The sequence below is a fragment of the Yoonia sp. SS1-5 genome (assembly GCF_038443705.2).
GTDB lineage: Bacteria > Pseudomonadota > Alphaproteobacteria > Rhodobacterales > Rhodobacteraceae > Yoonia > Yoonia rhodophyticola.
The window spans coordinates 2,970,002-2,991,938 of sequence record NZ_CP151767.2 but is presented as its reverse complement, the minus strand read 5'-3'; the positions used below and the strand labels follow the sequence as shown (position 1 = coordinate 2,991,938).

Here is a 21,937-nt window from a genome sequence, read left to right as displayed (position 1 = left end):
GCCCATCATCAACCAGCACGTTCAGAGACAGCATGACAAATATCAGATCCCTTTTTGCGACCCGGCTATATCAGGCCGACCTGTCCGCCTTTGGGGCAGCAGTAGACCCGGCAGAGCTGGAAAATTCCTGCCTTGTGATCGCCGATGATGATGAAGCCGGCCAGGAATGGTGCGAGGCCAAGGCCTTTCCGGGCTATACCTCTTATGCGTCGCTGACGGATCTTCCGTGGCGATTTCCCATTTTTGCAGATCTTGTCAAAGCACTTGATGCCCATGTCGCTGCCTTTGCCAAAGACGCAGCCTTTGATCTGGGCGAGAAAAGACTGATCCTTGAGGATATCTGGATCAATATCCTGCCCCCCGGCGGCATCCATACCGGCCATATCCATCCGCATTCCGTGGTCAGCGGCACCACATATGTCGCCGTTCCCGAAGGGGCCGCAGCGATCAAATTCGAAGATCCGCGTCTTGCGATGATGATGGCCGCCCCCCCACGGATAACCGACGCGCCCGAGGAAATGCGCCAATTTGTCTATGTCGCGCCAAAGCCGGGGGATGTCTTGTTATGGGAAAGCTGGCTGCGTCACGAAGTGCCGATGAACATGTCAGAAGAGGATGAGCGGATCTCGGTCAGCTTCAACTACAAGTGGGAATAACCCACACACAGTGCCGACGCGATTTCCAGGTGCTTGCCAAAATGCCTGACGCGTGTATCGTTTTGAGGTCGCATAATATGTGCAGGGCATGAACCACTGCATCACATGACAAAGCACCGTTGCGGTGCAAGGGAGGAATAATGCAAAAGTCTTTGATCGGCGCACTCGCCGTAAGCACCATTCTGTCGCCAGTGGCAGCAATGGCCCAAACCGAAGTGCAATTCTGGCATGCGTTCACCGGCCGACTGGGTGAGTTGGTTGCCGCACAGGTTGAGGAATTCAACGCCAGCCAAAGCGACTATGTTGTCGTGCAAAGCCACAAGGGCAACTATTCCGAGACGCTTAATGCCGGGATCGCCGCGTTCCGCGCGGGCGAACAGCCGCATATCCTGATGGTTTTCGAGGTTGGCACCGCCACCATGATGTCTGCCCAGGGCGCCACCAAACCTGTCTTTGAAGTCATGGCCGAAAGCGGCGCCACATTTGACCCGTCAGCCTATATCGGATCGGTCAAGGGGTACTACACCACAACCGAAGGCGACATGCTGTCCCTGCCGTTCAATTCATCCACGCCAGTGCTCTGGGTGAACCGGAATGCGTTCGAGGCCGCAGGCGTCGACCCTGACACAGACCTGTCCACATGGCAGAATGTCGGCGAAACGCTTGAGGCGCTGAAAGCAGGCGGGTCTGAATGCCCGTTGGTCACCGCATGGCAAAGCTGGATCCACCTGGAAAACTTCTCGGCCTATCATGACGTGCCTTTCGCCAGTCAGGATAACGGTTTTGCCGGGCTTGATACCGAACTGATGTTAAACGGCGAAGCACAGGTCGCACATCTGACCGCGATGGGCGAATGGGCCCAGGATGGCAAATTCATCTATACCGGCCGCCGCAACGAAGGTGGTGCCAATTTCCGGGCCGGTGAATGCGCGCTGTTCACCGAAAGCTCTGCTGGTTATGCAGGTATCAAGGCCGAGGCCGAATTTGACTTTGACGTCCGCCCGCTGCCTTATTGGGAAGGCGTTGGAAACGGCCCGCAAAACACCATCATCGGTGGTGCATCGCTTTGGGTCATGGAAGGGCATGAAGCAGATGAATATGCCGGCGTCGGCGCGTTCCTTGCGTTCCTGTCATCCAGTGCTGTGCAAGCCCAATGGCACCAGGATACCGGCTATCTGCCCATCACGGCCGAAGCTGGTGAAGCCACGCGCGAAGCCGGTTTTTATGACGAAAACCCCGGCACGGATATCGCCGTGATCCAGATGACCGCGAAAGAGCCGACAGCAAATTCCAAGGGTCTGCGCCTTGGGTCCTTTGATCAGATCCGCGGGATCATCGACGAAGAACTCGAAGCGATCTGGGCGGGCGACAAGACCGCGCAAGAGGCCATGGACAGCGCAAAGGAACGCGGTGACGCGCTGTTGCGCCGGTTCGAAGCCGCAAACGGCTAAGGCAATCGAAAAGGCGGGCAAAACAGCCCGCCTTTTTTATCGAGGGGCGTGATGGAAAAACGGGTCAAATTCCGTGGCTGGCTTTTGCCGCTGCTACTGATTGCGCCGCAGGTTGTGATCTCGGCGGTCTTCTTTTTCTATCCTGCCGGGCAGGCCATCTGGCAATCACTGTTCATCCCCGACCCGTTTGGCCTGTCGATGCAATATGTGGGCCTGGGCAATTTTGAATTTCTGCTATCGGACAGGTTCTACCGCGCATCTTTCGTCACAACGGCGATCTTTTCGATCCTGGTCACGCTGTGTTCAATGATACCCGCGCTATTTCTGGCGGTCATCGCGGACCGCTTGATCAAGGGATCAGGGGTCTACCGCACCTTGTTGATCTGGCCCTACGCAGTGGCGCCCGCTGTTGCTGGCGTGCTGTGGTTGTTCATGTTCAACACACGGGTGGGCGTGGTGTCGTGGTATCTGGGGCAATTGGGCTACGACTGGAACCATGTGCTGAACGGGGGCGAGGCGATGGGGCTGGTCGTCGTTGCATCCGCCTGGGGGCGGATCAGCTATAACTTCCTGTTCTTCTTTGCGGCCCTGCAATCCGTGCCGAAATCAGTGATCGAGGCAGCCGCAATCGACGGCGCGCATTTCTGGCGGCGGTTCTGGACAATTGTCTTGCCGCTTTTATCACCCACCACCTTCTTCTTGCTGGTTGTGAACATCGTCTACGCCTTCTTCGAGACCTTCGGCGTCATCCACACGATCACCGCCGGCGGGCCGCAACAGACAACCACAATCCTGGTCTACAAGGTCTTTTCAGACGGGTTTGTGGGGCAGGATCTTGGGTCGTCCTCGGCGCAGTCTGTTATATTGCTGATTGTCGTGGGCTTGCTGACGGTGGTGCAGTTCAAATTCATTGAAAAGCGGGTGCATTACTGATGGCGCGCGAAACCCATGGCATGGTTGAAAAACGGGGGGCCGGGCTGTGGCTGACCCATGTGTTCATGATCATCGGTGTGCTGGTGATCTTCTTCCCGATCTGGCTGGCCTTCGTCGCCTCGACCGTCACACAGGCCGATATCATCCGGCCGCCGATGCCCGTATGGCCGGGCGACCAGTTCTGGACCAACTACAAAAACGCCTTGTTCTCGGGGGTGAATGTTCCGGTGGCCACCATGCTGTTCAACAGCCTTGTCATGGCAATCGGGATTGCAGTGGGCAAGATCATCATCTCACTGCTATCGGCCTTTGCGATTGTCTATTTCAAGTTCCCCGGGCGCACCGTTTTCTTCTGGCTGATCTTTTTGACATTGATGCTGCCCGTCGAAGTCCGGATCGTCCCCACCTACGAGGTCGTGGCCGGGTTCGGGATGCTGAATTCATATTCCGGGCTGATCTTTCCATTGATCGCATCGGCCACGGCCACATTCCTGTTCCGGCAATTCTTTCTGACGATCCCCGATGAACTGGCCGAGGCCGCACGGGTCGACGGCGCACGGCCTATGCGGTTTTTCTGGGATATCGTCGTACCGATGAGCCGGACAAACATCGCCGCACTTTTTGTGATCCTCTTTATCTACGGCTGGAACCAGTATCTCTGGCCGCTTCTGATCACCACCGACCCCGAAATGAATACCATCGTGATGGGCATCAAGCAGATGTTCCCCAGTGGGGATGACTTTGCGCATTGGCCCACGATCATGGCGACCTCAATCCTGGCAATGATCCCGCCGGTGATCGTTGTCGTCGGCATGCAGCGGCTGTTCATTCGCGGCCTTGTCGATAGCGAGAAATAGCAAATGGCCACCGTTTCCCTCAAAGACATCAAGAAAAGCTTTGGATCAACTGATGTGATCCACGGGATTACCACCGACATCGCGGACGGTGAGTTCATTGTCATCGTTGGCCCCTCTGGCTGCGGGAAATCCACGCTTTTGCGGATGGTTGCAGGTCTGGAGACCGTGACGGCGGGCGACGTCCTGATCGGTGGCAACCGCGCCAATGACAAAGAGCCGATGGACCGCGATATCGCCATGGTTTTTCAGAATTACGCGCTTTATCCGCATATGTCGGTCCGGCAGAACATGGGGTACGGGCTGAAAATCGCGGGCATGTCCAAGGATCAGATCAACGCCAAGGTCGGCGAAGCGGCCAAGCTGTTGCAGCTAGAACCGCTCCTGGATCGCAAACCAAGAGAGCTGTCTGGCGGCCAGCGGCAGCGCGTTGCGATGGGGCGCGCGATTGTGCGCGAACCGGCGGTCTTTCTGTTTGACGAACCACTATCCAATCTGGATGCCAAACTGCGTGTGCAGATGCGGTTGGAAATCAAGGAATTGCAGTCCAAGCTGGGGATCACGTCGCTCTACGTGACCCATGATCAGGTCGAGGCGATGACCATGGCCGACCGCATGATCGTGATGAATGGCGGCGTCGCTGAACAGATCGGCACACCGCTGGAGGTTTACGAGACCCCGCGGACCCTTTTTGCAGCGCAATTCATCGGCAGTCCGGCCATGAACATTCTGGATGCAACAGTCCGGGACGGCCAGATCATTCTGGGCGATCAGCCAATAGCCCCAGCCACCGGGCCGGATGGTCCCGTCAAGCTTGGCATCCGGCCCGAGCATCTGATTGCCGAAGACACCGGCCCTATTCGCGTGCATGCCAAAATGGCGGAACCGCTTGGTGCCAATACCCTGTTGCATTGTCATCTGACAGAGACGCAGGAAGGCTTTACCGCCAGCCTGCCGGGCGTGCATATCCTGACCAGTGAAACGGCGGCGATGCAGTTCTCTGTTCAACCCGGTCAAGCCCACCTGTTTGACGCGGCAACCGGCCTGCGCCGCACCGGCTAGTCCGCGATCATCAGAACTGCAGCCCAAGGCCGTAAAGGTTGAAGGAAAAGACGATCCACAGGATCAACAGCGCCGATAGCAGCAACAGGATGCGGCCAAGATGCGACAGCCAGGCGCGCCCCTTGTTGAACGACAGGATCAAATGCGCCGCCGACGCCAGAACAAGCCCAATTGCTGCAAGTGGCAGCACGATCCGCAGCGCGTTGATCAACCAATCCAGCCCACCACCCAGCAGCGTCACATCGGCCGAAACGGCGATTGCAAACACGACCCATCCGATGATCGCAATCAGCACAACCCACGAAAACAGGCCCGTCAAACGATAGGCCGCCAAATGCCCGCCATCCAGCGCTAAGGCAGCCCCGAACTTGCGGCGCACCAACAACCGTGTGGGCCACAGGACCGCCTGCAGCAGGATCGTGAGCAGCGCAACCACCAGAAGCGGCAGCAACGTTGCCGCATTCTGTGACGCAGGCGCCGGGGTCAGAACCGTCACCGGCGAAAAGATATCCGTGCTTAGCCTGACAACCTGCCCGTCGATCACCTCGGCCGCGATGGTCTGACTTGAATATCTGTCTTGCCAGATGAACGGTTCAACCTCGACCCAATCAAACGGCCCTATGCCGATACTGTCCAGCATCGGAAATGACAGCTTGCCATCGGCCGTCTTGCCAACCGGCGTCTGCCCCAGAAAACCTGCAAGGCTCAGAAAATTGGTGAATGACCCGCGGCTGCTGACATAGCTGCCTGCGACAAGATCAAGATGCGCGCGGGCCGTTTCGGCATCAACACCCGGAACCAGATCAATGGGGGCAACTTCCGGCAGGTAGCGGTCTGCAAAACCTTCCAGCAGCAATTGACGTATTGCAAAGCTCTCGCCAGCCGTGCCGCCGCTGTTCAGCGAGATATAAAGGCCAATGCCCGCGTCTGGAAAGAGCGTCAGATCGCTGTGAAACCCTTGGGTGTCGCCGCCATGGCCAATACCGCGATGGCCGTTGACCCATTTTTCGACAAAGCCCAGTGCCATGCGGTTCAGCCCGTCAATCCCCGGTGCGCGATAGTCATGCATCATCCGTGCAGTTGCCGGGCGCAAAAGGCCCCGCCCCGCATTCAGATGGGCGATCATGAACTTTCCCATATCCTGACCACTGGCTGACAACGCGCCTGCAGGCGCAGCCGAGATGATCTCGAAGTCACGGGGCGGGGAACGGGCATCCTGGTAGCCACGCGCCATCTGATCGGCCAGCGCCGCCGGCAGCGGTTGGGCGAATGTGGCGTTGGTCATGTCAAGCGGACCCAGGATATTGGCATCCACGTAGTCATTGAACGGCATGCTACTGACGCGTTCAACGATGTAGCCTGCAAGGGCAGATCCATAATTCGAATAAGCCGGGGTCGATCCGGGCGCAAAAACGCGCGCGGGCAGCGACTGTTTGATATAGGTCTCAAGCGGCATCAGATCCGCGGTGAAGAGATAGCGCAGCGCTTCTTCAAAACCGGGCGTATGGGTCATGATCTGACGCAGGGTGATCGGCTGATCCTGATAGGGTGGGATCTCGAAATCCAGATAGGTGTTGATATCCGCATCAAGATCAAGATGTCCCCTTTCCACCTGCTGCATCACAGCCGTCCACGTAAACAGTTTGGAGATGGACCCCGGGCGAAATAGCGTATCTGTGGCCGAGACAGGCTTGGCGGCGGCGATGTCGGAAAGGCCATATCCTTGCTGGAATACGATCCCGCCACGGTCAACCACCACAATAACAGCGCCGGCGATGTTCGCCTGCGTGATGGCAAGCGGCACAAAGCCGTCAAGCCATGCGTCGATATCCGTCGGGCCAAAGCGCGGATCGACAGCGGATTGATCCTGCCCCTGCGCTGAACCGGTTTGGGCCGCCAACGGCCCGCAAAGCATGAGGGCCAAAATCATTGCCAAACAACTGATCAGACGCATGCCAGCCCCTTACCCCCACTTTTAAACCCGTCATCATCAGGTAGGAACGGGTGGCGGGAAAACCAAGGTGCACTAAGGCAATGGGATAAATTCATCCTTGTCATCAGGTGGTAACTGAAACCGCCCATGCGCCCAGTCACCCGCAGCCCATGCCACCTTGGCCGCTTCAATCTTGTCCTTTGATGAGGCCACGAAATTCCACCAGATGTGACGGGGGCCGTTCAATGTCTCGCCGCCCAAAGCCATCAGGCGGGCACCGGCAGGGCCCGCTTTGACGGTGATCTTGTCACCCGGCCGAAAGACCATCATCTGTCCCACCTCAAACGTGTCGCCAGCCACGTCTATGCTGCCCTGAATGACGTAGAGCCCGCGATCCTCGTGGTCATCCGGCAACGGCAGCTGGGCATCGGCTTGCAATATGACATCAGCATAAAACATCTCTGAAAATGTCTTTGTGGGCGCACGTTCCCCCCAGGCAGTGCCGAGGATCAGCCGCACCTGCTTGCCCTCGCCCTCAAGAAAGGGCAGCGCGTCCTGGCCGTGATGCTCAAAGCCAGCATCGGTTTCCTCGTCTTTTTCGGGCAGGGCGACCCATGTCTGAATGCCGAACAGTTTGCTGGGGCCCGCGCGGGTGGCGGCACTTGTCCGTTCTGAATGGGTCACCCCATTGCCGGCGATCATCCAGTTCACCTCGCCAGGGTAGATCATCTGGTTGGTGCCAAGACTGTCGCGATGCTGAAACTCGCCCTGATACAGATAGGTGACCGTGGCCAGGCCGATATGCGGATGCGGACGCACATCAATCCCCTGATCGGTCAGAAACTCCGCCGGGCCCATCTGATCAAAAAACACGAATGGGCCGACCATCTTGCGCTCGACCGATGGCAATGCGCGGCGCACTTCGAAATCACCGATATCGCGCGCACGCGGCACAATGATCGTCTCTATCGCGTCAACGGCATTTGCGGCCGGGCAATGCGGCTCGAGGGCGGGGTTCCAGCTCATGTGAGGCCTCCTTGTGATGCAGGTGGGGTGACTGCCTATACCCGCATAAAACCACTCGGGCCCGGACATGTCACCAGTGACAAGCCCCCTCACTGCATAGCTGTCATGTCCGCGCGCCGGTACTCCTGAGGTAAGGCGCATCCCATTTAGGCCCGGAAAGGAAACGCCATGTTTGATCAATTCAACATCCGCACCGATGACATGCCAGCAGAAATGCAGAGCCTGTTGCAGCAATACCCGCGCGACGCGTGGGGCGATCACCCGGGCTTTCGCGAGAAGACCCGCCAATGGCTGGGTGCGCATCGCATGTTCCGCCACCTTAGCGCGACAATCGGCAAGGACACCGCGCTCTATCTGGATCGCGAGATCGACCCGCAGGATTATGCCGGCAGATTATCCGTTCGCGGCAATGCGCTGGTTGGCAACCTGCATGGGCATCACCATTGGGAAGATCACGCCTACTTTCCCGAATTGTCTGCGGCTGATCCACGTTTTGATGCGGGGCTCGAGATCCTGGAAAAGGATCATGCCGCACTGGACATCGTGCTGGATCATTTCACCCGGTCGGCAAATCGCACGATCAAACTGATCCAGCTGGACGAAAGCGCTGCCCGCGACGAGGTGGGCAAACTGCACAATGCGTCAACGACAATTGACGCATTTCTTGATCGCCATCTGGGCGATGAAGAGGAACTTGCGGTGCCGATTATCCTGCACCACCGCCTGCGCGGCTAGACGCGCCGCGCATCGACAATCAACCGGGCCAGATATGGCCCGGCTATGCGACACAAGGCGCGCCCGCATCGGGACCTCAACCAAGTAACTGAATGTCCGAACCGTCCCCGGCAAGCCCAGCCGTGGGCCGGATACCCCATAAATCAGTCAGCACAGCACGATAGACGTCCCGATAATCGGTCGTATGGGCAAGATCGCCATCCACCAGCGCATCCAGCGACGGCTGTTTGCCCGACAGACCACCCCTGACCCGCCCGCCCATCGCAAACACGGGGGCCGCAGTGCCATGATCAGTGCCAGCAGAGGCATTTTCCCGCGCGGTACGGCCGAATTCGGAATAGGTCAGGATGGTCACGTTCTCCCACAGCCCGATATCACGCATCGCGGCCGCAAAGCTGTCTATCGCGTCCGACAGATCCTGCAGCAAGGCCGCGTGCTGATCAGGTTGTGCGTCATGGGTATCGTACCCGTCCTGCACAACCTTCAGCACCGGAACAGTGACGCCTGCATCCAGCAGCCGGGCCGCCGTGCGCAATTGCTGGCCCAGATCAGTTTGCGGGAAATGCCACTGGCGTTCCCGGCTGGCTTCCAGTTTGCGGCGGATGGCATCGCCGGTGATCTGGGCATTCTCGTATGTCGCCAGAACATGCGCCAAGGGGGTGCGATGCGTGGCCGGCCTGACGGGATGCTGCATCCCGGATAAATCCTGCAGCGTATCCAGAAACTGCTCTTCATCCCGCATTGCGGAAAACCGACCCTGTCCGGCAAGCGGGCCCATTTCACCGCCCAGTACAAGACCGTCCGCATCCGTATCAAAACGATGATCCTCGTTGTCAAAGGCGTGTGATATCCAGCCCTGCGTGGTCTTGGTCTGCGCGCCCAGACCTGCATTCCAGATTTCAATCGACCGGAAATGCGATCTGTTTGGATCGGGATAGCCGACCCCCTCGATAATCTGCATCTCGCCTCTTTCCCACAGGTCTGCGGCGGCGCGCATTGACGGGTGAAGCCCGGTATCCGCGTCCAGTGTCAAAGTGTCGGATGAATGAAGCCCGATTTCCGGGCGCAGCAGGCGGTAGGTCGGGTTCTTGATCGGGATCACCGTATTTAACCCGTCATTGCCACCGGCAAGCTCCACCAAAATCAGGATATTGCCGTCTGCCGTGGCAAGGTTTTGGGCAAACCCAACCGCAGGCAAAAGCGGGAGACTGGCAAGCCCTGATCCAACTGCCGCCATGAAACGCCGGCGTGAGAGGTCTGAATTCCGCATTGATCATCTCCTTTGCATTATTTGAGCTGGTAAGCGGGGGACATGATCAACCGACGCAGCAGCGCCTCGGGATCACTGGCAATCAACGCGTCGCGCTGTCCTTGCGCCGGGCGCGCCACCGCAAGCAATGCCTCGGCCGCCCGGGTGCTTTCCGGGCCTGCGCCGTCAAGTGCATCTATCCAGTCGCGCGCGGTGGCATATGTCACGGCCGGTATCGCCGCGACACCGCGCCGGGCGTCATCAGCTTCTAGGTAATCGTCCACCTCATCCATGTTGATGGACATCGCGCGCCCGGGAATACCCAGCACCTCTGGATGGCTCAGCGCCTGCACAAAGGCCCCGTCATGGGTGCCAATATGGGCTGCCGACTGCGTGGCGAAGATATTCGCGGCCTCCTGAAACGGGGCAAATGCGGCGGTGTCCGCATAGGTATCATCGGTAAAGGGCGATTGATGCTCTGTGGCGGCAATGATGGCGGGCAGATGTGCCCCAAGGGCAGACAGCAACGCCTGATCAGCCTGGGTAAGTGCGGGACTTTCTGCCAGAAAATCCGCCCATGGTTCAAACGTGACCCAACCGGGGTCATCGGGGTCATCCGGCAGGCTGATCAGGCAGCCAGATCCGCAATCACCGGTAAAGATATAAAGCCCGGTGAATTCCTCATCCTCCATATATTCAAGCCAAAAGGTAATCGACCGCCATGTGTGCCCGTCGAACCCCACATCATAAAGGGTGAACAACCCGCCGAAGCCCTCGCCGGGGTCGCGTTCTTCGACATAGGTCGTAAACACCTGACCCACGCGCAGATCATTGGCGCCGACAGTTGCGTCGGTCGGGGTATCAGGGCTGGTCATCATCGGCGCCATTGATGCAGCGGCGTCGATCTCGGCACCCGATAGAAGATAGGCAAGCGCAGCGGCGCGGCCAGCCGCGGTTGCGTCATTGATCCACGCCACCCCCTCGGGCCAGCCGCCCACATTGGGCGGAAGGAACAGGGCCTGACCAAGTTCCGAACTGATCCATGCAAACTCGCGCCCGTCCGGTCTGGCAAGCCCAAGACTGCGCGAGGTGCCAACCAGCAACTCAATCGGGCTTTTGACCAACCGGCCCCGATTGGCCGGATCCCAGAACGCATCTGTTTCAAACAAGGCCGTCAGCAGCGGTGCAAGGTCGAGATCCTCAGCCTTCCAAAGTTCGGCAAGGCGGGCAATTTCGGCTGGATCCGGTGTGTCCGAAATAAAGTGTCGCCACAGTTTTTCGACGATATAGGGGCCGAATTCCGGATGGGCGAGCGTCAGGCGAACAAGATCATCAGCCCCAAAGCGCCCCTGCGTGCCAAAGATCGTTTTTGGCCCGTCATCGTGAACCTCTGGATCAAGAAACGCGACAGGCGCCCCGATTTCGGCAATGGTCAATCCGGTCAGCATCAGGGCCGCCGCGCGCACATCGTCCTGCGTGTACCCACGACCCTCGCCCAGGGTGAACAGTTCCAGAAATTCGCGACCCAAATTCTCGTTCGGAGCATCCGCAAAGTTTGACACATTGTCCAGATATTCGAGGATCGCAGGGTCGTTCAGCGCGCCATGGGCCAGATCGGCAAAATTGCCCCCCGCGTTGCGACGCAGGAACCGGTTCTGCCGCACAAGCCATTGCGCATTCTCGTGATCATCAAAAGAGTTCGCAAAGTGGTCCGTCCAGAACAGGACCAGACGTTCGGTCAATGGTGAGGGCGTGGCAACCATTTCAGCGATCCACCAGCCCGAGAGTTCCTCCATCTCTGACCAGCGCCGGGCGTAGAAAAGCTCGGCCGGGGTTTGCCCGAGTGTCCAGATTTGTTCCGCCGGATAGTCCCAGTGATCCGCCCATGCGGGCATTGGTGTATGGGCTGTGCTGCGCAGCCCTGCCATGATTTCAGCAATACCGTCCCGATAGGATTTACCGGTCATCGCGGCAATTTCATGCGGTGCGGCGCCAAAGCCCGTGCGGGCGATCAGATGCCGGGCCTCCTCTGCCGTCATGGCCTCGGGTCCGGCAAATGCGGGTGTGTGCATCAGACAAAATGCGGCCCCGATCAGCAGGATTTTTTGGTGGAGTATGGACATGCGAGCCTCTTTCGGTTGGGCCGCAACCAATGGGGATCGCGGCGCAATACCGTGCTAGCACGCGCATGCGGCGCGCGGTTTTACATGTCGCGCACCGGTTTCATACAATGCTGTAAAGTTCAGGCCTTAGGGTCAGGACCCAATAATTCCACGTCGCCAGTTTGACTGATTTTGGTCGTGACGAGGCGCAGCCCCGCAGTAATAGTGTTTCTATTTCAAGGGGATGCAACGATGGTCACGGCCAAAATCAGCCAAACCCTTCGGGCACAGATTTCACTTCATCTCAGCGGCGTGGGCCGCTTGTCCGTAGAGCAACTATGGCCTGCGCGTCCCAAACCGCTGATATTTCGTGAAATCTGCGCTGGCGGCATGGAATTATTGGGTCCTGACCCTAACCGGAAACCGCAGCGTGAACACGGCCCCCGGCGTATCATCGGCGACGGCGATATCAGCCGCGTGCAATTCGGCAATGGCCTGCACAAGGCTCAGGCCCAGCCCATTGCCGGGCGTCGACCGGCTGCTATCAGCGCGAAAGAAGCGCTCGAAAATACGCTCTTTGTCGAGGGGCGAAATCCCCGGCCCGTCATCGCCCACCTGCAGAACCACGCGTCCATCTTGGCTGGCAAGCGTGACAAACACCTTGGCCGCATCGCGCGAATGTTCCACCGCATTTTCCAGAAGATTGGCAATCATCTGCTGCAAAAGCTCGGGATCACCGGTGACGGACAGACCATCGCGAATGGTCACGGAAAAGCGTTTGTCCGCATCCGCAAAGACCGGTGCAAAACTGTCAGTCAGGTCCGTAAGGATCGCTGACAGGTCCACATCCGCAAAGGCCGCTTTCCGGCGGCCTGCCTTGACCTCACCCAGCCGCAACAACGCGTCAAACACGCGCATCAACTGGTCTTGCGCAGCTTCGGCTGCCTCAAGATGGGTTTCAATCGCCTCCGGGTTGGTGCGGTCCCTGCGGATCAGCTCCATCCGGCCACCGATATTCGTCAATGGCGTGCGAAGGTCATGGGCAACCCCGACAGAGACGCCTTCGATTGACCGGTTCAAGGCCTCCAGCCGGTCCAGCATCTGGTTGATGCTGCCTGCAAGCCTGTCGAATTCGTCATGGCGGGCCGATTGGGTGGCACGGGTCGCGATTTGGCCTGACCCCACCGCTGCAGCCGTCGCAGAGATATCTTCGATACGCCGAAAAACCCGTTGGCTGACCGCGTAGCCAGTGATCAGCGACAGAGGCAAGACAATCAATAACAGCGCAAACGTACCGAATTGCGCAAAGGCCCAAAGATTGGCCCGGTCCTCGGGTAGAAAGCTGGCAATCGTCAGACGGTCGCCACCGCGTAGTTCCTGTGTGTATGCCCGCAGCGTGTCGCCGATTTCGGGATGATCGAGACTGGTCATCTGCCAGCCGAAATCCGCATGCAGGCCGGGAAACCCGGCAATGGGTTCATAATCCGGGCCGCGCAGCACCCAGACCTGCTGTTCACCTTCCAACAGCTCGTAAATCAGGTCATCTGACCAGATCAAATCGTCGTCGTCCTGAATAGCCTCGGCGATCAGCTCGTCCGCGCCGCGCCCGTAATAGACATCTTCGGCATACAGCATCGTATCTTCGAGGTCGGCAATCTGGGCGCGGTCCATCTCCCAGACCAGCCAGCCGCAGATCAGCCATAGCAGCGCAAGGCTAACCAACACAAACACCCCGCAAGAGCGCAGGATTTGCTGAAAAACCGTTGATCCAAGTGTGTTGTTACGCATCCAGGATATATCCCGATCCTCTGACAGTGCGGATCATTTCCACCTCAAATGGCTTGTCGACCTTGCCGCGCAACCGGCTCATATGGGTCTGTACAAGGCTGGTCTTGGGATCAAACCGATAGCCCCACACCTTTTCAAGCAGGATCATCCGTGTGACGACCTCGCCCGGGTGGGCCATCAGATATTCCAGCAGCCGGAATTCCACCGGCGACAGGTCAAGCGGTTGTCCCGCCCGATCCACAACCCGTTTCATCCGGTCAAGGCACAGATCCCCGATGGTCAGTTCTGTGGTCTCGGCCACGCGCGGGGCGCGGCGCGATATGATCTTGATCCGCGCCAGCAGTTCCGACAGCGCAAAAGGTTTAAGAAGGTAGTCATCGGCCCCCGCCTCCAGCCCTTCGACACGATCTTCGATGCTGGTTCGGGCGGTCAGCATCAACACCGGGGTCATGATCCCCGCGCCACGGATCAGGCGCAGCGCATCGACGCCGTCCATGCCCGGCAACATGCGATCCAGGATAATCGCGTCAAATGTCCGCGACGATACTTCCAGAATGCCGGCCTGCGGGGTGCCATGCAGCACCGGGTCCCACCCGGCCTCGCGGAGCCCGCGCAGCAGATACTGCCCGGTCTCTGCATCGTCTTCGATGATCAGCACATTCATCCGCAAACCGTACTGCAACCGTCTTGGCTGCGAAATAGCCAATAGGAACCGGCGTTTGCCCCCGGTTCCGCGCTTTTCTTTCGGGCCGGAAACGGGATAGGTGGCCGGTATGGATATCAAGGCAATCATCATGGGGCTGGCATTCGCGCTGATGTGGTCGTCGGCCTTTACGTCCGCACGGGTCATCGTCGAATACGCCCCACCGCTTGGCGCGTTGGCCTTGCGGTTTCTGATATCGGGGCTGATCGGTGTAGGGATCGCGGCCTGGCTGGGCCAATCCGCCCGATTGACCCGGACACAGTGGATGGGGGTGCTGATTTTCGGGGCTTGCCAGAATGCCCTGTATCTGGGGCTGAACTTTGTCGCGATGCAAACAGTGCCTGCATCCCTTGCGGCCATCATTGCATCGACGATGCCACTTTTGGTGGCGGTGGCGGGTTGGCTGGTCTTCGGAACGCGGATCAGGCCGCTAGGGATCATCGGACTGGTTGCGGGGATTGCGGGGGTCGGCCTGATCATGGGCGCACGACTGCAAGGCGGGGTCGATCTGTTTGGTCTGATCCTGTGTGTCATCGGGGTGGTCTCACTGACCATCGCAACACTTGCGGTGCTGGGCGCATCATCGGGCGGCAATGTCTTGATGATTGTCGGACTGCAGATGCTGGTGGGCAGTGCGATGCTATGGATCCCTGCGCTGATGTTCGAAACGCTGGATGTCAGATGGACCTGGCAATTGGGTGTGGCCTTTATCTACACGACGTTGGTGCCCGGACTGGCGGCCACACTGGTCTGGTTCCTGCTGGTCGGTCGGATCGGGGCGGTGAAGGCCTCGACCTTTCACTTCCTGAACCCGTTTCTGGGGGTGGCAATTGCCGCCGTGCTTTTGGGTGAACAGATTGGCGGGCTTGATATTGTCGGGGTCGCAATCATCGCAGGCGGCATCCTGGCGGTGCAATTGTCAAAACAGGCCTAGCCGAGCCCGGCAGTCCCGAATTTCAGGATCACCGGAACGATCAGCTCCTCTTCATCCGTCAGGTGACGGTTGAGCAGCGCGGTAAGCGTCAGAACCTCACTGCGCAGATGTCCAACCTCGTTTTGCAATTTGTCGCGATCATCCAGCCCCTTGATCGTGCCATTGGCCGCAGCCACGAAGCTGTTGAGATAGTCATCAATATCATGGTGATCCCGGTCGAGTATGTCGAAGCCGCGCGAAATCCGGGTGTCGCGTTGCGACAATGTGGGAAAGTAGTAGGTGTCTTCAATCGTATGATGCTCGTGCAACCCATTGACGAACATCCCGCCATAGCGGGACAGGCCTGCCACATAGCGCTGCGGGTCCATGCGGGCATCCAGCAGGGCCTCGGCATCGTCCTGCAGATTTGCCAAAAGCTTTCGAAACATCAGATGCCGGTCCAGCCAGAACCGGACCAGACCGTCGAAACCGGGATCAGACGCCCATTGATCGCGCGGGTAATCTGCCAACAGAACACGCAAGGCGTCGGGCAGCCCATCGCGATCTTTCAACGCCAAATCCGTCATGCGATCATCATCATCCATCAGTCCCATTAGCACCGTGTCCGGGTTTGCGCGAATCGAATTGGATCAATACGCAGCCCCGTCGCCGGTCAGATAATTTTGCGAATTTAGCCGCTAACCTACGGATATTGCGCAAAATGTACGCTGGCAGACAATGGGTGGGGCTACCGCAGGGTCAAGCGGCAATTTACCTTGCCATTTCACCGTAGAGGCCAAAAGATACGACCATCCGTGCAACAATGTGCGCGACAATGATGAATTGTGCCGGTCAACGGCACATCAGCTAGGGAGTATTTTCATGACATTGAAGACAAAAATGATGGCAACCACCGCCGCAGTCCTGATCGCCTCGGGCGGTATGGTCTACGCAGATGGGCATGCCACACATCCCGAAACCGGCGAAACACTGGCCAGTGATCAAACATTCACCTATCGCGATCTCGACGAAAGCCCGTCGATTGATCCGGGCGTGGCCGAGGATAGCGCCGGCGGCGACATCCTGCGTGATCTGTTTGAGGGCCTGATGAACCAGGACGCTGATGGCAATCTGGTTCCGGGTGTGGCCACTGGCTATGAGGTCAGCGACGACAACCTTGTCTATACTTTCACCCTGCGCGACAACGCCAAGTGGTCCAATGGCGATCCCGTTACCGCCGGCGATTTCGAATATGCCTGGAAACGGGCCGCATCGCCTGAACTGGCATCGCCTTATTCGTGGTTCATCGAATTGATGGCGCTTGAAAACGCGTCCGAGGTTATCGCAGGCGACGTCGAACCATCCGAACTGGGTGTCACGGCCATTGACGACGCGACGCTCGAGGTCAGGCTGACCCAGCCACTGCCCTACTTCCCGCAGATGCTGACCCACTTCACCACATTCCCCGTCCCGCAGGCCACGATTGAAGAATTCGGGGCAGACTGGACCAAGCCGGGCAACATGGTGTCCAACGGCGCGTATGTCCTGACCGAACATGTGCCGCAGGAAAAGCTCGTCCGCGAGCGCAACGAGATGTACTGGGACAACCAAAACACCATCCTTGAAAAGGTTACATCGCTGGTCATCAATGACGAGGGTGTCGCACTGACCCGGTATCTGGCCGGTGAACTTGACCGCACCGATGTTCCGGCAGGTCAATTCCCGCGTCTGGCAGAGGAATATCCAGAACAGGCTGTGTCTGTCCCGCTGGCCTGTTCCTACTACTACATGTTCAATCTGCGTGACGGCGCCCCCGAAGAACTGCAGGATGCAAATGTCCGCAAGGCCCTCAGCCTGGCCATTGACCGCGACATCATCGTTGAAAACGTCCTCGCAGGTGGTCAGAAGCCAGCCTACACGTTCACCCACTGGGCCACTGCCGGGTTTGAAACACCCGACATTCCAATGGCGACAATGACCCAGGACGAACGCAACGCCATGGCGCAGGAATTGCTGACCGAGGCGGGCTACGGGTCTGACAACCCGCTAAGCGTCGATCTGGTCTACAACACCTCTGAAAGCCACAAATCGGTTGCCGTGGCGATCAGCCAGATGTGGAAACAGACACTTGGGGTCGAAACCACGCTGGCCAATCAGGAATGGCAGACATTCCTCGAGGCGCGCAGCAATGGTGACTTTGACATCGCCCGCGGCGGCTGGTGTGCCGATTATAACGAAGCATCCACCTTCCTGGATCTGATGCAGTCTGAATCCGGTTACAATGACAGCAAATACGTGAATGCGGACGTTGACGCGTTGCTGGCCGAGGCAAAGACCGCCGATAATCCGCAAGCCAACTATGACGCGGTTGAGGAAGCCATCGCCAAGGACACGCCGATCATCCCGATCTACCACTATGCGTCGGTCAAGATGTTCGCCGAGGACCTCAAAGGCTGGCCCTTCAACAACTTCCAACAAAACTGGTACTCGCGCGACCTGTACAAGGTTGCCGAGTAAGTCGGTCCACTGACCTGCCGCGCCCCATGCGACCGCATCGGGGCGCGGCACATTTCGTCACAAGCCCCGATTTGTGGACCCTGACCCATGTTCAGCTTCATCATTCGCCGCCTTGCCGTGGCCATCCCGACCCTGTTGGTTCTGGTCGTCCTGTCGTTCATCCTGATGTATGCGGCACCCGGCGGCCCGTTTAATTCCGAACGGCCGTTGCCGCCCGAAGTTCTCGCCAATATCGAGGCGAAATACGGGCTGGATCAGCCCTTCTGGAAGCAGATCGTCAACTATGTGGTCAGCGTGGTCACAAGTTTCGATTTCGGCCCGTCCTTTCAGTACAAGGACCAAAGCGTCAATGACATCATCGCCCAAGGCTTCCCTGTCACGCTGACCTATGGCGCCTGGTCGTTTGTCGTGGCCGTGGCTGTGGGTGTCTCGCTCGGGATTGCGGCCGCGATCCGACAGAATTCCTGGCTGGATTATCTGGCGGTCGGGATCACGGTCGGCGCGCAGGTGCTGCCGAATTTCGTGATGGCCCCGCTGCTGGTTCTTGCCTTTACCTTGGGTGGCTTCTGGCTGACCGGGCAAAGCTGGCTTCCCGGCGGCGGCTGGGAAGGTGGGGTCGTTGTGAACGGCTGTGCCGCCGCCAACAACCTGTGCTTCAACCTGCCATGGGGCGGGGCCTTGCGGTTTGACTATCTGGTGATGCCTGTCATCGCGCTGTCTACCTCGTATATGGCGTCGATTGCCCGGATTACCCGGTCATCCATGCTGGAGGTGCTGAACACCAATTTTATTCGTACCGCGCGGGCCAAGGGCCTTCCGATGCGCCGGGTGATCTGGCGGCATGCGATGAAGCCGACGATCCTGCCGGTCCTGTCCTATCTGGGGCCCGCCTTTGTCGGCATGATCACCGGCTCTGTGATCATTGACGTCTATTTCTCGACCGGTGGGATCGGGCAGGCATTTGTGAACTCTGCCTTCAACCGGGACTATTCGGTGATCATGGGGATCACCATTCTGGTCGGAACCCTGACTATTCTTTTCAATCTTGTGGTCGATATCCTCTACGCATGGATCGACCCCAAAATCCGCTATTAGAGGGGGCAAGCCATGTTTCCCAATGCAGCATCCGTCGAAAGTGTGGGCGAGGCCATGGAACTGGCAGAGGTGCAGGGCAGGTCGCTCTGGGCGGATGCCCGCACGCGGTTTTTCCGCAACCGGGCGGCGCTGGTGTCGCTGATCATCCTGATCGCCATCGCCTGCTTTGCGATGTTCGGGGGCGCGCTTGCGAAATACGAACCGGATTTCATTGATTTCAGCCTGATCGGCTCAAACGCCTATAAGGGCGTCCCATCCTTTGAAACCGGCCATTATTTCGGGACCGATGCGAACGGGCGCGATCTGTTTGCACGGGTTGTGCAAGGGACACGGATATCACTGATGGTGGGGGTCGTGGGCGCGCTTGTTGCGGTGGTCGTGGGCACCTTATACGGCGCCACTGCCGGTTATTTCGGCGGGCGTGTTGACGGGATCATGATGCGCATCGTCGATGTGCTGATGTCCATTCCGTTCATGTTCGTGCTGATCCTGATGCTGGTGATTTTCGGGCGGTCGATTTTCATGTTGTTTCTGGGGATAGGGCTGATTTCCTGGCTGGATATGGCGCGGATTGCGCGGGGGCAAACCCTGACTATCAAGAACAAGGAATTCGTCGAGGTTGCGGTCGCAACCGGCGTGCATCCGATCAAGATCATTCTGCGCCACATCGTACCGAACCTTTTGGGGATCGTGATTGTCTATTCCACCCTTCTGGTGCCCAGCATGATCATCTACGAAAGCTTCATCAGTTTCCTCGGTCTCGGCGTGCAAGAGCCGAACACATCGCTTGGCGCGCTGATCGACGAAGGGTCCAGCAATATGCAGAACGGTGTTTTGTGGCAGTTTTTCTATCCGCTTTTCTTTTTCGTGCTGACCATCTTTGCCTTCTTCTTTGTGGGCGATGGCTTGCGCGACGCGCTTGACCCCAAGGATCGTTGAATATGGCGTTGCTGGATGTAGACGACCTGCGGGTCATTTTCACAACCGGGGACGGTGACGTGAATGCTGTGAACGGGGTCAGCTTTGGGATTGACCGGGCCGAAACCCTGGCGATTGTGGGCGAAAGCGGATCAGGCAAAAGCCAGACCGCTTTTGCGGCCATGGGACTGCTGGCCAAGAACGGGCGGGCCACGGGCAGCGCCCGTTTTGATGGGCACGACTTGCTGCAGATGGATCAAAAGAGCCTTAACAAGATCCGCAGCCAGGAAATCGCGATGATCTTTCAGGATCCGATGACATCGCTGAACCCCTATATGCGGATCAGCGATCAAATGGCCGAGGTGCTGACCCTGCATAAAGGGGTCAGCAAGTCGGACGCCATTGCCGAGGCCGCGCGCATGCTGGACGCGGTGCGCATCCCCGATGCCCGCGCCCGGATCACCATGTATCCTCACGAATTCTCGGGCGGGATGCGGCAACGGATCATGATTGCGATGTCCCTGCTATGCCAGCCAAAGCTGCTGATCGCTGATGAGCCGACCACAGCCCTCGACGTCACGGTTCAGGCCCAGATCATGCAGGTCCTTGCCGATATCCGGAACGACTTTCGAACGGCAATCATTCTGATTACTCATGACCTTGGCGTTGTGGCCGGGTTTTGCGACCGTACGCTGGTGATGTATGGCGGGCAGATCATGGAAGAAGGTGCAACAGATCAGCTGTTCGCCGCACCAACCCACCCCTACACGTCCGGGCTGCTGCAGGCGGTTCCGCGGCTGGATCGGGCCGACGATACGCTTGCCACGATTGCGGGCGAGCCACCTGACATGTCGCGCCTGCCGCAGGGATGTCCATTCTCGCCCCGCTGCAAACAGGTGCTGGACAATTGCCGCGCGGAAAAGCCCCTGTTGGAAACCGTTGATGCGCGCCGCAGGGCCTGCCATCTGCCGGTCAGGGAGGTCGCGTAATGGCACCGATCCTGTCTGTGCGTGATCTGTCGGTCACCTTTGATGTCAGACGTCCGGGCGCATGGCCCTGGACGCCGCCGCGCAAACTGCATGCTGTCTCGGAGGTGTCGTTTGATCTGCAGCCGGGCGAATGTCTGGGGGTTGTGGGGGAATCCGGTTCCGGGAAATCGACCCTGGCCCGTGCAATTGTCGGCACCGTCCCCTCATCTGGTGGCCATATCATGTTTGAAGGGGCCGATCTGGCCAATATGGATCCGCGCCAGCGTCGCGTGCATCGCCGCGATGTGCAGATGATCTTTCAGGACCCGCTTGCCGCACTGAACCCGCGCATGACGGTTGGCGACATCATCGCCGAACCCCTGATCACGCACGAGCCCAAGACCCCCCGTAAAGAGGTCAAGGCCCGCGTCCGTGAATTGATGGAAAAGGTCGGGCTGCTGCCCAACCTGATCAACCGCTATCCGCACGAGTTTTCCGGCGGGCAATGTCAGCGGATCGGCATTGCCCGTGCGTTGATCCTGCGCCCCAAACTGATCATCTGCGACGAACCTGTCTCTGCCCTTGATGTTTCGGTGCAGGCGCAGGTCGTCAACCTGCTGATGAGTCTGCAGCGGGATATGGGGCTGTCGATGATTTTCATCGCCCATGATCTGAGCGTTGTGAAACATATCAGCAACCGCACGGTCGTGATGTATCTGGGCCGGGTGATGGAAACCGCCAATAGCGATACGCTGACAACCGCGCCCGAACATCCCTATAGTCAGGCGCTGATCGCATCCGTTCCGATCCCCGACCCCGTTCTGGAAAGGGCGCGGCCACGGCCCATTCTGGAAGGCGAGCTTCCTTCGCCGCTGGCGCCACCGTCCGGCTGCGTTTTCCGCACCCGTTGCCCCCAGACGCAGACATCTTGCGCGGGCGAACGCCCCGTTCTCGAAGATCTCGGCGACGGCCATCAGGTCGCATGCCCGTTCCATGCCGCCAAGCAGGTTCTTGCGGCAAATGCTTAGCGGCTG

General features: G+C 58.6%; 19 protein-coding genes. 12 read left to right on the top strand and 7 right to left on the bottom strand.

Features of this window, described 5'->3' with window-relative positions:
- Positions 1-32 precede the first annotated feature (32 nt).
- From AABB31_RS16155 to ugpC, 5 genes are all read left to right on the top strand, one after another.
- A complete protein-coding gene (locus AABB31_RS16155) occupies positions 33-656 on the top strand; it encodes a TIGR02466 family protein (protein ID WP_373635006.1) in 624 nt (207 codons plus the stop codon).
- A 140-nt stretch (positions 657-796) separates the two neighbouring features.
- On the top strand, positions 797-2,107 hold the full coding sequence (ugpB, locus tag AABB31_RS16150; protein WP_342077172.1) for a sn-glycerol-3-phosphate ABC transporter substrate-binding protein UgpB: 1,311 nt from the start codon (positions 797-799) through the stop codon (positions 2,105-2,107).
- A 51-nt stretch (positions 2,108-2,158) separates the two neighbouring features.
- Positions 2,159-3,040 carry a sn-glycerol-3-phosphate ABC transporter permease UgpA gene (gene ugpA, locus AABB31_RS16145; RefSeq protein ID WP_342077173.1) on the top strand — a complete coding sequence of 294 codons (882 nt, stop codon included), beginning with the start codon at positions 2,159-2,161 and terminating at the stop codon, positions 3,038-3,040.
- Positions 3,041-3,060: 20 nt separating this feature from the next.
- Positions 3,061-3,897, top strand: coding sequence for a sn-glycerol-3-phosphate ABC transporter permease UgpE (gene ugpE, locus AABB31_RS16140; protein ID WP_342078957.1), 837 nt, complete (start codon positions 3,061-3,063; stop codon positions 3,895-3,897).
- Between the two features lie 3 nt (positions 3,898-3,900).
- Positions 3,901-4,956, top strand: a complete 1,056-nt coding sequence (gene ugpC / locus AABB31_RS16135; RefSeq protein WP_342077174.1) for a sn-glycerol-3-phosphate ABC transporter ATP-binding protein UgpC — start codon at positions 3,901-3,903, stop codon at positions 4,954-4,956.
- Between the two features lie 10 nt (positions 4,957-4,966).
- Here ugpC and AABB31_RS16130 read toward each other — a convergent pair whose 3' ends face one another.
- Together AABB31_RS16130 and AABB31_RS16125 are read right to left on the bottom strand one after the other, a co-directional pair.
- Entirely contained in the window at positions 4,967-6,910 is a 1,944-nt protein-coding gene (locus AABB31_RS16130) for a serine hydrolase domain-containing protein (protein WP_373635005.1), read from the bottom strand.
- 72 nt (positions 6,911-6,982) lie between these two features.
- Positions 6,983-7,915, bottom strand: a complete 933-nt coding sequence (locus AABB31_RS16125; protein WP_342077176.1) for a pirin family protein — start codon at positions 7,913-7,915, stop codon at positions 6,983-6,985.
- Between the two features lie 168 nt (positions 7,916-8,083).
- Here AABB31_RS16125 and AABB31_RS16120 point away from each other — a divergent pair, with 168 nt between their 5' ends.
- Positions 8,084-8,650 (top strand): hemerythrin domain-containing protein, encoded by a 567-nt coding sequence (locus tag AABB31_RS16120; RefSeq protein ID WP_342077177.1) that lies wholly within the window; start codon positions 8,084-8,086, stop codon positions 8,648-8,650.
- Between the two features lie 76 nt (positions 8,651-8,726).
- On the opposite strand, the gene AABB31_RS16115 is transcribed toward AABB31_RS16120, so the two are convergent.
- From AABB31_RS16115 to AABB31_RS16100, 4 genes are all read right to left on the bottom strand, one after another.
- Positions 8,727-9,920, bottom strand: a complete 1,194-nt coding sequence (locus tag AABB31_RS16115) for a DUF1501 domain-containing protein (RefSeq protein WP_342077178.1) — start codon at positions 9,918-9,920, stop codon at positions 8,727-8,729.
- Positions 9,921-9,937: 17 nt separating this feature from the next.
- Positions 9,938-12,022: a DUF1800 domain-containing protein gene (locus AABB31_RS16110; RefSeq protein WP_342077179.1), complete on the bottom strand. Its 2,085-nt coding sequence runs from the start codon at positions 12,020-12,022 to the stop codon at positions 9,938-9,940.
- Positions 12,023-12,397: 375 nt separating this feature from the next.
- Positions 12,398-13,789: a HAMP domain-containing sensor histidine kinase gene (locus tag AABB31_RS16105; protein WP_342077180.1), complete on the bottom strand. Its 1,392-nt coding sequence runs from the start codon at positions 13,787-13,789 to the stop codon at positions 12,398-12,400.
- Positions 13,782-14,585: a response regulator transcription factor gene (locus AABB31_RS16100; protein WP_342077181.1), complete on the bottom strand. Its 804-nt coding sequence runs from the start codon at positions 14,583-14,585 to the stop codon at positions 13,782-13,784. The genes AABB31_RS16105 and AABB31_RS16100 overlap by 8 nt, the downstream gene beginning before the upstream one ends.
- Between AABB31_RS16100 and AABB31_RS16095 the strand changes: the two genes are divergently transcribed.
- A complete protein-coding gene (locus AABB31_RS16095; RefSeq protein WP_342077182.1) occupies positions 14,563-15,426 on the top strand; it encodes a DMT family transporter in 864 nt (287 codons plus the stop codon). The genes AABB31_RS16100 and AABB31_RS16095 overlap by 23 nt on opposite strands.
- Here AABB31_RS16095 and AABB31_RS16090 read toward each other — a convergent pair.
- Complete coding sequence (locus AABB31_RS16090) at positions 15,423-16,010, bottom strand: hemerythrin domain-containing protein (protein WP_342077183.1); 588 nt, start codon at positions 16,008-16,010, stop codon at positions 15,423-15,425. The two genes, AABB31_RS16095 and AABB31_RS16090, sit on opposite strands and share 4 nt — an antisense overlap.
- A 277-nt stretch (positions 16,011-16,287) precedes the next feature.
- Here AABB31_RS16090 and AABB31_RS16085 point away from each other — a divergent pair, with 277 nt between their 5' ends.
- From AABB31_RS16085 to AABB31_RS16065, 5 genes are all read left to right on the top strand, one after another.
- Positions 16,288-17,922, top strand: coding sequence for a peptide ABC transporter substrate-binding protein (locus AABB31_RS16085; protein ID WP_342077184.1), 1,635 nt, complete (start codon positions 16,288-16,290; stop codon positions 17,920-17,922).
- Positions 17,923-18,009: 87 nt separating this feature from the next.
- Positions 18,010-19,017 (top strand): ABC transporter permease subunit, encoded by a 1,008-nt coding sequence (locus AABB31_RS16080; RefSeq protein WP_342077185.1) that lies wholly within the window; start codon positions 18,010-18,012, stop codon positions 19,015-19,017.
- Between the two features lie 12 nt (positions 19,018-19,029).
- Positions 19,030-19,956 carry an ABC transporter permease subunit gene (locus AABB31_RS16075; RefSeq protein WP_342077186.1) on the top strand — a complete coding sequence of 309 codons (927 nt, stop codon included), beginning with the start codon at positions 19,030-19,032 and terminating at the stop codon, positions 19,954-19,956.
- 2 nt (positions 19,957-19,958) lie between these two features.
- Complete coding sequence (locus tag AABB31_RS16070; protein WP_342077187.1) at positions 19,959-20,924, top strand: oligopeptide/dipeptide ABC transporter ATP-binding protein; 966 nt, start codon at positions 19,959-19,961, stop codon at positions 20,922-20,924.
- On the top strand, positions 20,924-21,931 hold the full coding sequence (locus AABB31_RS16065; RefSeq protein WP_342077188.1) for an oligopeptide/dipeptide ABC transporter ATP-binding protein: 1,008 nt from the start codon (positions 20,924-20,926) through the stop codon (positions 21,929-21,931). The genes AABB31_RS16070 and AABB31_RS16065 overlap by 1 nt, the downstream gene beginning before the upstream one ends.
- Positions 21,932-21,937 lie beyond the last annotated feature (6 nt).

Bases quoted from the DNA above. Each gene is read 5' to 3' on its own strand.
- AABB31_RS16155 (WP_373635006.1), top strand. From the start codon at position 33: ATGACAAATATCAGATCCCTTTTTGCGACCCGGCTATATCAGGCCGAC.
- ugpB (WP_342077172.1), top strand. From the start codon at position 797: ATGCAAAAGTCTTTGATCGGCGCACTCGCCGTAAGCACCATTCTGTCG.
- ugpA (WP_342077173.1), top strand. From the start codon at position 2,159: ATGGAAAAACGGGTCAAATTCCGTGGCTGGCTTTTGCCGCTGCTACTG.
- ugpE (WP_342078957.1), top strand. From the start codon at position 3,061: ATGGTTGAAAAACGGGGGGCCGGGCTGTGGCTGACCCATGTGTTCATG.
- ugpC (WP_342077174.1), top strand. From the start codon at position 3,901: ATGGCCACCGTTTCCCTCAAAGACATCAAGAAAAGCTTTGGATCAACT.
- AABB31_RS16130 (WP_373635005.1), bottom strand. From the start codon at position 6,910: ATGCGTCTGATCAGTTGTTTGGCAATGATTTTGGCCCTCATGCTTTGC.
- AABB31_RS16125 (WP_342077176.1), bottom strand. From the start codon at position 7,915: ATGAGCTGGAACCCCGCCCTCGAGCCGCATTGCCCGGCCGCAAATGCC.
- AABB31_RS16120 (WP_342077177.1), top strand. From the start codon at position 8,084: ATGTTTGATCAATTCAACATCCGCACCGATGACATGCCAGCAGAAATG.
- AABB31_RS16115 (WP_342077178.1), bottom strand. From the start codon at position 9,920: ATGCGGAATTCAGACCTCTCACGCCGGCGTTTCATGGCGGCAGTTGGA.
- AABB31_RS16110 (WP_342077179.1), bottom strand. From the start codon at position 12,022: ATGTCCATACTCCACCAAAAAATCCTGCTGATCGGGGCCGCATTTTGT.
- AABB31_RS16105 (WP_342077180.1), bottom strand. From the start codon at position 13,789: ATGCGTAACAACACACTTGGATCAACGGTTTTTCAGCAAATCCTGCGC.
- AABB31_RS16095 (WP_342077182.1), top strand. From the start codon at position 14,563: ATGGATATCAAGGCAATCATCATGGGGCTGGCATTCGCGCTGATGTGG.
- AABB31_RS16100 (WP_342077181.1), bottom strand. From the start codon at position 14,585: ATGATGATTGCCTTGATATCCATACCGGCCACCTATCCCGTTTCCGGC.
- AABB31_RS16090 (WP_342077183.1), bottom strand. From the start codon at position 16,010: ATGGATGATGATGATCGCATGACGGATTTGGCGTTGAAAGATCGCGAT.
- AABB31_RS16085 (WP_342077184.1), top strand. From the start codon at position 16,288: ATGACATTGAAGACAAAAATGATGGCAACCACCGCCGCAGTCCTGATC.
- AABB31_RS16080 (WP_342077185.1), top strand. From the start codon at position 18,010: ATGTTCAGCTTCATCATTCGCCGCCTTGCCGTGGCCATCCCGACCCTG.
- AABB31_RS16075 (WP_342077186.1), top strand. From the start codon at position 19,030: ATGTTTCCCAATGCAGCATCCGTCGAAAGTGTGGGCGAGGCCATGGAA.
- AABB31_RS16070 (WP_342077187.1), top strand. From the start codon at position 19,959: ATGGCGTTGCTGGATGTAGACGACCTGCGGGTCATTTTCACAACCGGG.
- AABB31_RS16065 (WP_342077188.1), top strand. From the start codon at position 20,924: ATGGCACCGATCCTGTCTGTGCGTGATCTGTCGGTCACCTTTGATGTC.